At 76.0% G+C, this 13,381-nt stretch carries 12 protein-coding genes and 1 riboswitch; of the genes, 4 read left to right on the forward strand and 8 right to left on the reverse strand.

Going from position 1 to position 13,381, the window contains the following annotated elements:
- Position 1: 1 nt before the first annotated feature.
- Positions 2 to 1,120: a bifunctional diaminohydroxyphosphoribosylaminopyrimidine deaminase/5-amino-6-(5-phosphoribosylamino)uracil reductase RibD gene (gene ribD / locus LC193_RS01795; protein WP_226078444.1), complete on the reverse strand. Its 1,119-nt coding sequence runs from the start codon at positions 1,118 to 1,120 to the stop codon at positions 2 to 4.
- Between the two features lie 181 nt (positions 1,121 to 1,301).
- Positions 1,302 to 1,432, reverse strand: a riboswitch (FMN riboswitch).
- Between the two features lie 98 nt (positions 1,433 to 1,530).
- A complete protein-coding gene (locus LC193_RS01800; protein ID WP_226070690.1) occupies positions 1,531 to 2,730 on the reverse strand; it encodes an ROK family transcriptional regulator in 1,200 nt (399 codons plus the stop codon).
- Between the two features lie 128 nt (positions 2,731 to 2,858).
- Here LC193_RS01800 and LC193_RS01805 point away from each other — a divergent pair, with 128 nt between their 5' ends.
- Positions 2,859 to 4,124 (forward strand): MFS transporter, encoded by a 1,266-nt coding sequence (locus tag LC193_RS01805; protein WP_226070692.1) that lies wholly within the window; start codon positions 2,859 to 2,861, stop codon positions 4,122 to 4,124.
- A gap of 129 nt (positions 4,125 to 4,253) precedes the next feature.
- Here LC193_RS01805 and LC193_RS01810 read toward each other — a convergent pair whose 3' ends face one another.
- Complete coding sequence (locus tag LC193_RS01810; RefSeq protein ID WP_226070694.1) at positions 4,254 to 4,712, reverse strand: phospholipase; 459 nt, start codon at positions 4,710 to 4,712, stop codon at positions 4,254 to 4,256.
- A 240-nt stretch (positions 4,713 to 4,952) separates the two neighbouring features.
- On the opposite strand from LC193_RS01810, the gene LC193_RS01815 reads away from it, so the two are divergent.
- Both LC193_RS01815 and LC193_RS01820 read left to right on the forward strand, forming a co-directional pair.
- Positions 4,953 to 5,849, forward strand: coding sequence for an alpha/beta fold hydrolase (locus LC193_RS01815; RefSeq protein ID WP_226070696.1), 897 nt, complete (start codon positions 4,953 to 4,955; stop codon positions 5,847 to 5,849).
- A 107-nt stretch (positions 5,850 to 5,956) separates the two neighbouring features.
- Complete coding sequence (locus tag LC193_RS01820) at positions 5,957 to 6,604, forward strand: TetR/AcrR family transcriptional regulator (protein WP_226070698.1); 648 nt, start codon at positions 5,957 to 5,959, stop codon at positions 6,602 to 6,604.
- Between the two features lie 46 nt (positions 6,605 to 6,650).
- On the opposite strand, the gene LC193_RS01825 is transcribed toward LC193_RS01820, so the two are convergent.
- The 5 genes from LC193_RS01825 to fmt form a co-directional block, all read right to left on the reverse strand.
- Positions 6,651 to 8,090, reverse strand: coding sequence for a GuaB1 family IMP dehydrogenase-related protein (locus LC193_RS01825; RefSeq protein ID WP_226070700.1), 1,440 nt, complete (start codon positions 8,088 to 8,090; stop codon positions 6,651 to 6,653).
- A gap of 161 nt (positions 8,091 to 8,251) precedes the next feature.
- Positions 8,252 to 9,244 (reverse strand): sugar-binding transcriptional regulator, encoded by a 993-nt coding sequence (locus tag LC193_RS01830; protein ID WP_226070702.1) that lies wholly within the window; start codon positions 9,242 to 9,244, stop codon positions 8,252 to 8,254.
- 159 nt (positions 9,245 to 9,403) lie between these two features.
- Entirely contained in the window at positions 9,404 to 10,078 is a 675-nt protein-coding gene (gene rpe / locus LC193_RS01835) for a ribulose-phosphate 3-epimerase (RefSeq protein WP_226070704.1), read from the reverse strand.
- A gap of 144 nt (positions 10,079 to 10,222) precedes the next feature.
- Positions 10,223 to 11,638 (reverse strand): RsmB/NOP family class I SAM-dependent RNA methyltransferase, encoded by a 1,416-nt coding sequence (locus tag LC193_RS01840; protein WP_226070705.1) that lies wholly within the window; start codon positions 11,636 to 11,638, stop codon positions 10,223 to 10,225.
- A gap of 44 nt (positions 11,639 to 11,682) precedes the next feature.
- Positions 11,683 to 12,624: a methionyl-tRNA formyltransferase gene (gene fmt, locus LC193_RS01845; RefSeq protein WP_226070714.1), complete on the reverse strand. Its 942-nt coding sequence runs from the start codon at positions 12,622 to 12,624 to the stop codon at positions 11,683 to 11,685.
- Between the two features lie 244 nt (positions 12,625 to 12,868).
- Here fmt and LC193_RS01850 point away from each other — a divergent pair, with 244 nt between their 5' ends.
- A complete protein-coding gene (locus tag LC193_RS01850) occupies positions 12,869 to 13,372 on the forward strand; it encodes a hypothetical protein (protein WP_086161598.1) in 504 nt (167 codons plus the stop codon).
- The last annotated feature ends 9 nt before the right edge of the window (positions 13,373 to 13,381 follow it).

The raw sequence follows: 13,381 nt of genomic DNA on the forward strand, positions 1-13,381 counted from the left end.
CTCACAACTCCTCGGGTGCCTGGGGGGCGTGGGAAGCCTCGGGATGGCCGGGGGACTCGGGAACGGCCGTGATCCGCACGTCGGGGCCGATCCGGACCAGGTCGGTCACGCGAAGGCGCAACGTCTCGGCGACGGTGCTGATTCCGGCGTCCGCCAGGGCGTGCGGGCCCGCGCCGAGCAGGGCGGGGGCGAGGTAGCCCACGACCTCGTCGACGGCTCCCGCCGCGACGAACGCGCCCGCGAGCCCGGGACCGCCCTCAAGCAGCACGGACCTGACGTCGCGTGCGTACAGGGCAGCGAGCAGCGCGCCGATGTCGAGGCCGCGGCCGGCCGCCGCGCGCGGCAGCCTGACCACGTCGGCGCCGGGGCGCAGCCGGTCGGTGCGCGCGGCCGGCACGTCGTCCGCGACGGCGATCAGGGTGGGCGCGGCGCCGTCGAGCACGCGGGCTCCCGGCCGTACGGCGACGGCCTCGGTGTCGGTGACGACGCGCAGCGGCGGGCGGGGGGCGGGCACGCCGCGGACGGCCAGGTGCGGGTCGTCGGCGCGGGCCGTGCCCGAGCCGACGAGCACCGCGTCCGACGCGGCGCGCAGCCGGTGCACGTCGGCGCGCGCGGCGGATGAGGTGATCCAGCGGCTGCTGCCGTCGGCGGCGGCGACCCGCCCGTCGAGGGTGGCGGCGTACTTCCAGCGCACGTGGGGGCGGCCGTGCCGGACGGAGGTGAGCCAGGGCGCGTTGACGGCCGCGGCCTCGGTCGCGAGGAGCCCTTCCTCCACCTCGACGCCCGCGGCGCGCAGGGTTTCCGCGCCGCCCGCGGCCTCCCCGTTGGGGTCGGCGACGGCGTAGACCACCCGGGCGACCCCCGCGTCGATCAGGGCGCGGGTGCAGGGTCCTGTGCGTCCGGTGTGGTCGCAGGGTTCGAGGGTGACCAGGGCGGTGCCGCCGCGCGCCGCCGCTCCGGCGGCGGCCAGCGCGTGGACCTCGGCGTGCGGGCCGCCCGCCCGCTGGTGCCAGCCCTCGCCCGCGGGCCGGCCCGCGGCGTCGAGGACGACGCAGCCGACGACCGGGTTGGGGCTGGTGGCGCCGAGTCCGCGTGCGGCCAGTTCGATGGCGCGGCGCATCGCCGCGACCTCGGGGTCGTCGTCGGAGCGGGCTCGCGGGCCGGCCACCGGGTCCTCCTGCCTCTTCTGGCACGGCTCCGGGGTCGGCGAACGAACGGCAACGGGGTGGCGGGCCTGGCAGCCCGGCCGTTCCCTGACACGGGAACGCGATGGGCGCGCGGGGCCGGCCGGTCCCGCTCCGCCGCGCACTGCCTCCCATCCGGACTTTAACCGTCGGTCCAGGAATTCCACCTGGTCAACCGGCCGCTGGAAGCGGCCGGGTCGCGGACTTTAACCGCCGGTTCGGAGTTTCACCGACCCCGGAGTGCGCTGCGTCATTGGTACGGGTCCCAGTGTGCCACGGCCGCGGGACCGGCACCCGCCGCTGTGGCCCGGGTCACATCCGGACCGGGGGCGCGGGCCGGGTCCGACTACCGCGGCGCGCCGAAGAGTTCGCTCCGTGCCGCGTCGAGCGCGGTGGCCAGCGCACCGCTGAGCACGGGGCTGCCCGCCACCGTGGCCGCGCGGACCTCGGTCGCCAGCGGGCTGAGGTCCCGCAGGCGGCGGGCGACCCGGTCGGCGAGCGCGGCGCCGCCGGCGCGGCCGACTTCGCCGCCGAGCACGACGCATCCGGGGTCGAGCACGGCGGCCACCCCGGCCGCGCCGAGCGCGACGCGGTCGGCGAGCTCGTCGAGGAACGCGGCGTTGCGCCCCTCGTCCGCCGCGACGGCCGCGCGCACGGCCTGCTCGGCGGCGCCCGCGTCCCGCGCGTCCGGCACGGGCAGCCCGTGGGCCTCGGCCAGCGCGCGGACGGCGGGGCTGGACGCGAGCGCGTGGAACCCGCCGTCGCAGTCCGTCGCGGACGGCAGCCTCCCGGTGCCGGGCACGGGCAGGAAGCCCAGTTCGCCGGCGCCGCCCGAGGCGCCCCGGCGCAGCGCGCCGTCCAGGATCACGGCGGCGCCGATGCCGTGGCCGAGCCAGAGCAGCACGAACGTGTCCAGGTCGCGGGCCGCGCCGCCGCGGTGTTCCGCGAGTCCGGCGAGGTTGACCTCGTTCTCCACGCGCACGGGCGCGGCGAGCCGTTCGCGCAGGGCGCCGGGCAGCCGCCCGTGCCAGCCGGGGAGCGAGGAGACGGGCAGCAGGGCGCCGGTGGCCGGATCGGCCAGCCCGGGGGCGCCGAGCACCGCGGTGTGCACGGCGGGGACCGCGGCGCCGCGCATGGCGTCGTCCAGGGCGGCGATGACGCCGCCGATCACGCCGTCCGCCCCGGCGCGCCCCCCCTCGGGCACCGGGAACGCGGCGCGGCCCACGGTCCGGCCCGCGAGGTCGGCCAGCACGAGGGACACCCCGTGCGTGCGGACGTCGAGCGCGGCGACGTGGGCGCGGTCGGCGACCAGTCCGTAGAGCCGGGCGTTCGGGCCGCGGCGCTCCTCCCCCGCTTCGCCGACGACCGCGACCAGCCCCTCTTTGGCGAGCCGCTGGAGGAGGTCGGCCACGCTGGGGCGGGACAGGCCGGTGAGGTCGCGCAGCCGCGCGGCGGTCAGCGGCCCCTGTTCCACGAGCAGGTCGAGGGCGATGCGGTCGTTGATGGCCCGGGCCGTGCGGGGGGACGCGGTGCGCGCTGGGGTCATGCGGAAGATCCTCGCAGACCTTTTTTATCAGTAAGCCTTCCTGATAGTTTATGCGGCGGCCGCGCCCCGGACCGCGCCCCGTACCACCCGCCCCGCCCTGTCCCGCCCTTCCCGAGGAGCGCTCCCCCATGACGCAGCAGCAGCCCGCGCCGGCCGACAGGGACCGCGTCCGCCGCGCGCGGCGCGCGGCCGGGGCCGTCTTCGCCCTGCACGGCGCCGTCAGCGGCAGCTTCGCCACCCGCATCCCGTGGGTGAAGGACCACCTCGACCTCAGCACCGCGCAACTCGGCCTGGCCCTCGCCTTCCCGGCCATCGGCGCCTCCCTCGCGATGCCCCTGGCCGGCCGCCTGATGCACCGGTACGGCGCGCTCGCCGCCGTCCGCGCCCTGCTCGCACTGTGGTGCCTGGCGCTCGTGCCGCCGGCGTTCGCGCCCGGGCTCCCCGCGCTGTGCGCCGCGCTCTTCGTCTTCGGCGCCACGGCGGGCATGGCGGACGTGGCCATGAACGCCCAGGGCATCGACGTCGAACGCCTGCACGGCACGTCGATCATGTCCGGTCTGCACGGCCTGTGGAGCGTCGGCGCGCTGCTCGGCTCCGCCGTCGGCGTCGGCGCGGTGGGGCTCGGCGTGGACGCCCCGGCCCACCTGGCCCTGACCGGCCTCGCGCTGGCGGCGGTGGTGCCCCTCGCCTGCCGCGGTGTGCTCGACGTGCGCCCGGCCCCGGGCGAGGAGCCGCCGCCCCGGTTCGCGCTGCCGCCGCGGTCCGCGCTGCTGATCGGCGCGGTCGGCATGTGCGCGATCCTGGCCGAGTACGCCAGCATGGACTGGTCCGGCGTGTACCTCAGGGACATCACCGAGGCCTCGGAGGCGGTGGGCGCGGCCAGTTTCACCGCGTTCGCCTGCACCATGGCCGCGGCCCGGCTCGCCGGCGACGCGGTGGTGCGACGCCTCGGTCCTGTGCGCACGGTCCGGTTCAGCGGCGCGCTGGCCGTGTGCGGCGGCGTGCTCGTGGTCACCGCGCGGGTGCCCGCGCAGGGCATCGCCGGCTTCGCGCTGCTCGGCGTGGGGATCGCGGTCGTGGTCCCGCTCGCCTTCGCCGCGGCCGGGCGCAGCGGCTCCAACCCGAGCCGGGCCATCGCGGGCGTGGCGACCGTGACCTACACGACCGGCCTGATCGCCCCGACGCTGGTCGGCGGCATCGGCGAAGTCCTGGGCCTGCGGGCTTCGTTCGGGCTGGTCACCGCCGCGGCCACCGTTCTGGTGCTCGCCGCGGGCGTGCTCGGCCCGCGCGAGCGCCGGGGCGCGCCGCTCGCGCGGGAGGGGCGTTCCCCGGCCGCGGGCGCGGCCGGGGAACCGGAGGCACCGGCCCCCGGGGCCGGCGACCGGCCCGGCTGACCTTCCCCGGCCGGGCCGGCCGACGCCGGGGCGGCGGGTGGGAGACCGCCGCCCCGGCACGAAGGCCGGCGCCGAGACCTGACGGCGGGGTGCGGCGCGCCGCGTGGCGAGGCGCGCCGAGCGCGGGCGTCAGCCGAAGTTGCGCACGGCCTGGTAGTACGTCCACGCCGTGGCGTCGCAGGCGGCGGCCGTGGCGCCCGAGTAGCGGTCGCAGACGCGCCCGAGATCGGCGTGGAAGGCGTTGTCGAGTCGCGCCTTGTTGGCCTCGAACGTGCCCTGGTCCTTGTAGTTGCGGTAGCCGAAGTCGTGGCGTGCGCAGGAGAGTTCGAACGGGAAGCCGAGCGGGTTGTCGGGCGACCAGGAGCACAGGTCGGTGCTCCAGTCGAACTCGTACCGCTCCCACGCCCCCTGGTTGCCGCGCGCGGACAGCCAGGACTGATAGCTGCTCGCGCCGGTCTGGGTCCAACTGGACAGCACCTGGGGCTTGTCGGCGGGAGCCGCCGCGGCGGGAGCGGCCGTCGCGGCGACGCCGCCGACCGCGAGGGCGGCGGCGGACAGGGTGGTGGCGAGCCGATGACGGGTGCGCATGCGCATCCTCCGGGGAATCGGACGGCCTGGGGAACAGCCGTGTGGGGACCGGAGGTTGAAGTTACGACCCGGGGGTGGAATGCACAACCCTCCGCGCGTTTACACGAGTTGACTACCTTTCGAACATCCGGCCGCAGGGCGCGGGAACGGCGGACGGACCGAGCGGCACAGAAAAGTGCACGACCGTTCGTGCTAATCTTGGCGTCCTCCTCTCCCCTCCCAGACAAAGGAGCGACCGGCATGAAACCTGCCGTGGCCGTCGCCAGCAGCATCCTCAACGCCACCGCGCTCCTTCCGGGCCGGGCGGCGGGCAGGGGCGCGTTCTCCCTGTTCCACATGCCGATGGTGCGCAGTCGGCTGCGCACCGCGGAACGAAAGGTGTTCGAAAAGGCCCGGGTGGACCGGATACGCCTCGGCAGCGGCAGGCACGCGGTGGCCTACCACTGGGGCGGCGGCGACCGCCCCGCGCTGCTCGCGCACGGCTGGCAGTCGCGGGCCTCCCGGCTGGCCTGCTTCGTCCCCGAACTGCTCGAACGCGGCCACAGCGTCATCGCCTTCGACGCCCCTGCCCACGGCGAGGCGGACGGCCGCAGCACCACGATCCTGGACTACCGCGACATCGTCCTCGCCCTCGACGACCGGTACGGGACGTTCGACTGCCTCATCGCCCACTCCCTGGGCGCGCTCGGCTCGTTCTTCGGGCTGCGGCACGGCGCGCGGGCCCGCAGGATCGTCACCATCGGCGGCGTCTGCGACTTCGACTACCTGGTCGACGAGTTCTGCGCGGAGGTCGGGGCCGGCGACCGGCTCAGGTCCCGGCTGCGCGCGGAGGTCCGCACCCGGCTGTTCCCCGGCCTGCCCGCCGACGAGACGCCCTTCTCCCTCACGGACATGCCCGCCCACGTGTCCGCACCGCTCCTGGTGGTCCACGACGAGGACGACACCAGGATCCGGGTCGCGCAGGGCAGGCGGCTCGCCGCCGCGTTCGGCGACCGGGCCAGGCTCGTCGTCACCCGCGGCCTCGGCCACCGGCGCGTCCTCGGCGACGCCGACGTGCTCCGCACCGTTCTCGACTTCGTGGACAACGGCCCCGACCCCGCGGACGGAACGAACCCCCGCGCGACGGCGGCGGGCTGAGGCCGCGCGCCTGTCCCGCGGGCGGGCGGGCAGCCGTCCACCCGTTCGCTACACTCGGTCACCACGGCGATGCCACGGGAGTCCGGGGCCCGGGAAGGCAGGTGCGCATGGGTACGGCAGGAACGCGGGTGGACGGCCGGATCGCGCGCGGCGAGCAGACCCGGCGGCTCGTCCTCGGGCGGGCCATGGAGATCGCCTCGGTCGAGGGCCTCGACGCGCTCTCCATGGGGCGGCTCGCCTCGGAGCTGAAGCTGAGCAAGAGCGGTGTGTTCGCCCTCTTCGGCTCCAAGGAGGACCTGCAACTCGCGACCATCCGCGCCGCCGTCGCCGTCTTCACCACGCACGTGGTCGGACCGGCCGGCGAACTGCCCGCGGGCATCGGCCGGCTGAAGCACCTGTGCGACAGCTGGCTCGCCTATTCCCGCGAACGGGTCTTCCCCGGCGGGTGCTTCTTCTACTCGGTGTCCGCCGAGTACGACGCCCGCGCGGGCAAGGTGCACGACGCGCTCGTCACGGCGCGTTCCGACTGGCTCGCCTACCTGGAGCGGACCGCGCGGGAGGCACGGGAGGCGGGCGAGCTGACGGCGGACGCGGACCTGCCGCAGCTCGTCTTCGAACTCGCGGCGCTGCTTGAGATGGCGAACGCCGAATCCGTCCTGCACGACGACGTCACGGCCTACGGCAAAGCGGCCAGGGGAATCCTCGACCGCCTGCTGCGCGTGGCCGTCGACCCGTCGCGGCTGTCCGCCCCGTGACACCGCCGCCCGGGGGCGCCGGCCAGGCCGCGCGCCCCCGGCGCCCTCACTGCCAACTGGCGTGCAGCGGCTTGCCCTCCGCGTATCCCGCGGCGCTCTGCACCCCGACCACCGCGCGTTCGGCGAACTCCTCCAGGGTCGCCGCGCCCGAGTAGGTGCAGGCGGACCTGATCCCGGCCACGATGGAGTCGACGAGGTCCTCCACCCCGGGCCGGGCCGGATCGAGGAACATGCGCGAGGTCGAGATGCCCTCCTCGAACAGCGCCTTGCGCGCCCGGTCGTAGGCGGACTCCTCACTCGTCCTGTTCCGCACGGCACGTGCCGAGGCCATGCCGAAACTCTCCTTGTACAGCCGCCCGTCGGCGGTCTGCTGGAGGTCGCCGGGCGACTCGAAGGTGCCGGCGAACCACGAGCCGATCATCACGTTCGACGCCCCCGCGGCCAGGGCCATCGCCACGTCCCTCGGGTGCCTGACCCCGCCGTCGGCCCACACGTGCTTGCCGAGCCTGCGCGCCTGCGCGGCGCATTCGAGCACGGCGGAGAACTGCGGGCGCCCCACGCCCGTCATCATGCGCGTGGTGCACATCGCGCCGGGACCCACGCCGACCTTCACGATGTCGGCCCCCGCCTCGATCAGGTCCCTGGTGCCCTCGGCCGAGACCACGTTGCCCGCGACGACCGGCACCCCCGGGTCGAGGGCGCGCACCGCGCGCAGCGTCGAGATCATCGACTCCTGGTGGCCGTGCGCGGTGTCCACCACGAGCGTGTCGACCCCCGCTTCGAGCAGCGCCTTGGCCCGCCCGGCGACGTCGCCGTTGATGCCGACGGCTGCGGCGACGCGCAGCCGCCCGTCCGCGTCGGTGGCCGGCGTGTACAGCGTCGCGCGCAGCGCGCCCTTGCGGTTGAGGATGCCGACGAGGCGGCCGTCGGCGCCGACGGCCGGGGCGATCTTGCGGTGCGCGCTGTCCAGCGTGTGGAACGCCTCGCGCGGGTCGAGGCCCGCGTCGAGCACCAGCAGGTCCCGGGACATCACCTCGCCCACCTGGGTGAACCGGTCGACGCCCAGCAGGTCGGCCTCCGTGACGATGCCGACCGGCCGTTCCGACGAGACCACCACGGCCGCGCCGTGCGCGCGCTTGGGGAGCAGGGCGAGCGCGTCGGCGACGGTCTGCGTGGGCGCCAGGACGATGGGGGTGTCGAGCACCAGGTGGCGGCGCTTGACCCAGCCGATGACCTCGGTGACGACGTCGAGCGGGATGTCCTGCGGGATCACCACGAGCCCGCCGCGGCGCGCCACGGTCTCCGCCATCCGGCGGCCGGCGACGGCGGTCATGTTCGCCACGACCAGCGGGATCGTCGTGCCCGTGCCGTCCGGGGTGGCGAGGTCGACGGCCTGCCGGGAGCCGACCGCGGAACGGTTGGGAATCATGAACACGTCGTCGTACGTCAGATCGTAGGACGGCGTGACGTCGTTGAGGAACCTCATGTCGCTCTCTCACCTGCTGCTGTACGGGTCCGGCCGGTGGGGAGCTGCGGCTCCTGTGTCAGTATCGCCGATCCCGGCGCGGAGGAACGAACCGCCCCGGCGCCGCGGGCGGGGGCGCTCGCCGCGGCGGGCGGGCCGCGGCGCGGCGCCGCCCGCCGCGGTCACGAGGCCCGCAGGTCGGGGTCCTCCCGGTCCAGGGCCGGCTGCCGTCCCGAGGGCTGCGCCAGCAGGCGGTCTGCGGCGGCGGTGTCGGTGACCAGGCTGGTCACCAGGCCGGAGCGCAGCACCGCCCCGATGGCGTCCGCCTTGCGACGGCCGCCCGCGATGGCGACCACCTCGGGCACGCGCCGCAGCCGGTCCGCCTCCACGGTGATGCACCGCTCCCCCAGGTCCCGCCCCACGCGGCGGCCGTCCTCGGCGAACAGATGCGCCGACATCTCGGCCGCCACACCGAGCGAGGCGTAGTGCTCCCGCTCGTCCTTGCCGAGCATGTCGTGCACCGCCGAGATGCCCGGCTCCCAGGAGCCGATGGACACGGCGGCGATCGTCACCCGGTCGAAGAACTCGAACGCCGCGGCGATGCCGGGCTGCCGGCGCAGCGCCGCCGCCGTCCCCGGGTCGGGCAGCAGCATCGGCGCGTAGATCGGGTGCGCGGCGCCGCCCGAGACGGCCGCCGCCCGGCGCACCGCCTCGACCGAGCCGCGCTCCGCCGTGCCCGCGTCGTACACGCCGGTGAGCTGCACCACCGTGCAGGGCGGCAACTCCCGCAGCGCCGCCGCCATGTGGATCGTCGAGCGCCCCCACGCGAGCCCGAGCACGTCGCCCTCCGACACCAGCTCGCCCAGCAGCTCGGCCGCCACCTCCCCCAGGTGCTCGGGGTCCGGCGTGTCGTCCGCCGCGCCGGGCGGCGACTCGGCGACCACGACGTGCCGCAGGCCGAACCGCGCGCGCAGCGCGTCGGACCGTTCCGCGTCGAGCTCCGCGGGCACCCGGATCTCGATGCGCACCAGGTCGTGCTCCACCGCGGACTCCAGCACGCGGGCGACCTTGAACCGGCTGACGCCGAACTCGTCGGCGATCTGGATCTTCGACTTGCCTTCCAAGTAGAAGCGGCGCGCCATCGCCGCCGCCTGCATCAGCTCGGCGGGCCCCATCCGTGTGGATGACCTCCCGGTCGGCACCGCACTCACCTCACTGTCCTCCGCCATGTGTCCCCGCTCACGTCTCCGCGTTCATCCTCGCAGATGCCGGGCACCGCCGAGCCGGGTGCCGCACACCCCCGGGCGGCACGGCACCTGATCGACAGCAGCTGTTCATCCCGCCGTGGGCCCGGAAGCGGCCCGCCGCGCCTGCTCGCGCAGCGCGGCGACCGCCGCCGCGGGGTCGTCGGCCCCGTAGACGGCCGAGCCCGCGACGAACACGTCCGCGCCCGCCTCGGCGCACCGCTCGATCGTCGACGCGGAGACCCCGCCGTCCACCTGGAGCCACAGCGGCAGCCCGTGGCGGTCGATGAGCTGCCGGGTCCGCCGGATCTTCGGCAGCATGACGTCGAGGAACGCCTGCCCGCCGAAGCCCGGCTCGACGGTCATCACCAGGACCATGTCGAGTTCGGGCAGCAGGTCCTCGTAAGGTTCGATCGGCGTGGCCGGCTTCAGCGCGAGCGAGGCCCGCGCGCCCTTGGCCCTGATCTCCCGTGCCAGCCGGACCGGGGCCGCGGCGGCCTCGGCGTGGAAGGTCACCGAGCCCGCGCCCGCCTCGACGTACTGCGGCGCCCACCGGTCGGGGTCCTCGATCATCAGGTGGCAGTCGAGCGGGGTACGGGTGGCCCGGCCCAGCGCCTCGACGACGGGCAGTCCGAGCGTCAGGTTGGGCACGAAGTGGTTGTCCATCACGTCGATGTGCAACCAGTCGGCGCCCTCGACGGCGGCGGCCTCCTCGGCGAGGCGCGCGAAGTCGGCCGACAGCATACTGGGGTTGATCTGAGCCATGGCCGCAAGTATTCAGCATCACGGCCGGCGCCCCGCGCGCCCCCCGGCCGCGGGAGGTGCGCACCGGGGCGCGCGGCACACCCTCCCCGGCGCGCGGCACACCATGCCCGGCGCGCGGCGCCTCGTTCGGAAACGCGCGACCCCCTACCGCGTGCGCCGCAGCAGGGCCAGGTACATCGCGTCGGTGCCGTGCAGGTGCGGCCACAGCTGGACATCGGGGCCCTCGCCGAGCGCGGGCACCCCGGGCAGCAGGGGGCGCGCGTCGACGCGTTCCACGCCGATGCCGTCGAGCCCCTTCAGCACGTCGCCCACGACCAGACGGGTCTCGGCCAGGTGCGGAGAACACGTCGCGTAGCCCACCACCCCGCCGGGTCTCACCGCGGCCAGGGCGCCGCGCAGCAAGTCGCGCTGGAGCGCGGTGAGTCGGTCCAGGTCCTCGGGACGGCGGCGCCAGCGCGCCTCCGGGCGGCGGCGCAGCGCGCCGAGACCCGTGCACGGCACGTCCACCAGGACCCGGTCGAACGTGCCGGGCCGCCACGCGGGCCTGGTGCCGTCGGCGACGACCGCGTGCGCCGGGCCCGGATTGCCCGCCAGCGCGCGGGCCACGAGCCGGGCCCGGTGCGGCTGCTTCTCGGCGGCCACCAGCGCGGCGCCGCGCTCGGCCGCCAGGGCCGCGAGCAGGGCGGCCTTGCCGCCTGGACCCGCGCAGCCGTCGAGCCAGCGGGCGTCGCGGCCGGTCAGCGGGGCGTTGGCCAGCGCGAGAGCCACCAGTTGGCTGCCCTCGTCCTGCACGCCGGCCCTGCCCTCGCGGACGGGGTCGAGCGCGCCGGGCTCGCCGCCCTCGGCCAGCCGCGCCGCGTAGGGGGAGTAACGGCCGGGCTCCGCGCGGCCGTCGGCGAGCAGTTCGGCCACGGTGGAACGGCCGGGGCGGGCGGCCAGCGTCACCCGCGGCCTGTCGTTGTCGGCCGCGAGCAGGCTCTCGATCCCTTCGCGGTCGCCGCCGAGCGCGTCCCACAGGGCGGAGACGATCCAGCGCGGGTGCGCGTGCACCAGCGCCAGGTGCTGCTCCGGGTCCTCGTCGTACGGCGGGGCGACCCGCTCAAGCCACCCGTCGAGGTCGTGCGCGGTGACCTTGCGCAGCACCGCGTTGACGAACTTCGCCCGCCCGTCGCCCAGCACGCAGCGCGCCAGCTCGACGGAGGCGCTGACCGCCGCGTGGCTCGGGATGCGGGTGCCGAGCAGCTGGTGCGCGCCGAGCGAGAGCACGTCGAGCACCGGCGGGTCGACCTCGCGCAACGGCCGGTCCACACACGCGGCGAGCACGGCGTCGTAGGTGCCCTGGCGGCGCAGCGTGCCGTACACCAGCTCGGTGGCCAGGGCGGCATCGCGCGCGTCGAGCGTGCCGTCCGCCCTGGCCTTGGCGAGCATCGGGGGCAGGACCAGGTTGGCGTACGCGCCGCGCTCGTCGACGGCGCGCAGCGCGTCGAAGGCGAGCAGGCGCACCGGGTCCCTGCGGGGCTTGCGGTAGGGCCTGTCGGGACGGCGCGGCCGGGTGCTCACGGTGCGGTCAACTCCGGGTGGTACGGGACGGGTGCGGTGCAAGCCTACGGCTGCGGCGCGGTCAGCCGCTCCCCGGCCGCGACCCGGACGCCGCGCGCCCAGTCGGCGGCGCGCATCGGCTTCTTGCCCTGCGGCTGCACCCACAGCAGCTCGACGGCGTGCGAGCCGGTCCCCACGTGGACCGACTGCTTGTCCGCGGCCAGCTCGCCCGGGGCGAGCCCCGCGCGCGCGGGCGCCGGCGCGACCTGCCGCAGCTTCAGCCGCTCGCCGCGGAAGACCGTCCAGGCGCCGGGCGCCGGCGTGCAGGCGCGCACCTGGCGGTCGACGTGCAGGGCGGGCGCGTTCCAGTCGACGGCGGCGTCCTCGACGGTGAGCTTCGGTGCCATGCTCACGCCCTCGGCCGGCTGCGGCCTGGCCGTCAGCGTGCCGTCCTCGATGCCGTCCATGGTCGCGGCGAGCAGCCCGGCCCCGGCGAGCGCGAGCCGGGTCAGCAGGTCGCCGCTGGTGTCCTCGGGCCTGATCCGCTCGGTCAGCAGGCCGAACACGGGACCGGAGTCGAGTCCCTCCTCGATCTGGAACGTGGCCGCCCCGGTGATCTCGTCGCCCGCGAGCAGGGCCCGCTGCACCGGCGCCGCGCCGCGCCAGGCGGGCAGCAGGGAGAAGTGCAGGTTGACCCAGCCCCTGGCCGGGATGTCGAGGGCCGCCTTGGGCAGGAGCGCGCCGTAGGCGACGACGGGGCAGCAGTCGGGGGCGATCTCGCGGAGGCGGTCGAGGAACGCCGGTTCCCTGGGGCGCGCGGGCGTGAGGACCTCGATCCCCGCCTCGTCGGCGCGCTCGGCCACGGGGCTGCGCACCAGGCGGCGCCCGCGCCCCGCGGGGGCGTCGGGCCGGGTGACGACGGCGACCACCTCGTGCCGCTCCGAGGCCAGCAGGGCGTCCAGGGCGGGAACGGCCACCTCGGGCGTGCCGGCGAAGACAAGCCTCATCGTGCGGTATTCACCTCTCGTGGACGGTGCGGGCGAGGAGCGCACCCGCGGGGCGGCTGGCAAGTCTACGGTCCGCCGGGGCCCGGCGCCGCCAGGGGCGTGCAGGTCATCGGGCGCCGCGCCGAGTTGACAATGCGCGCCGCCAGCGTGACCCCGACGGGCGGTGGCGCGTTGTCAAGACAGATTGACCGCAACGGGCCGTTTTGGGGCCCGCTTCCTTGACGCCGGTTCGAGAGGCTTGTTCATGGCCGACCACGCCACCCCTGACGCTCAGGCACGGGCCAGCTTGCATGTGCTGGTGCGGGACATCGAGCGGGTCCGCCGCCAGGTGGACGCGCTGCGCACCCTCACCGCTCAGCTCGGCAACGTCTACCGCCCGCGCCGCACCGGGCCATCGGCCGGATTCGTGGTGTACGGGCGGGCCCCCGCGCCGACGGTGCGCCTCGCGCAGGAACTCAGGGACAGTGTCGAGTCCCTGGTGACGGCGGCGGTGGACTTCGACCGTTCGCTCGGCTTCTCCTGGGACGCCGTGGGCTCCGCGCTCGGCGTGACCAAGCAGGCGGTGCACCGCCGCTACGGGGCGCGCCGGCCCGCGGGCGCGCCGCCGGCCCCGGCACGCGAGGCGGGGCGGCCCGAGGTGGCGGTGCCGCCCGCGGTGCCGCAGGCACGCGGGGTACCGGGGCAGGGCGGCCCGCCGGGAGTGGACGAGGCGCGGCCCGGCGCGTTCCCCGGGCAGCGCAGCGGCTGAGGCGCGCGG

Origin of the sequence: Streptomyces marincola (genome assembly GCF_020410765.1) — a bacterium.
Lineage (GTDB): Bacteria > Actinomycetota > Actinomycetes > Streptomycetales > Streptomycetaceae > Streptomyces > Streptomyces marincola.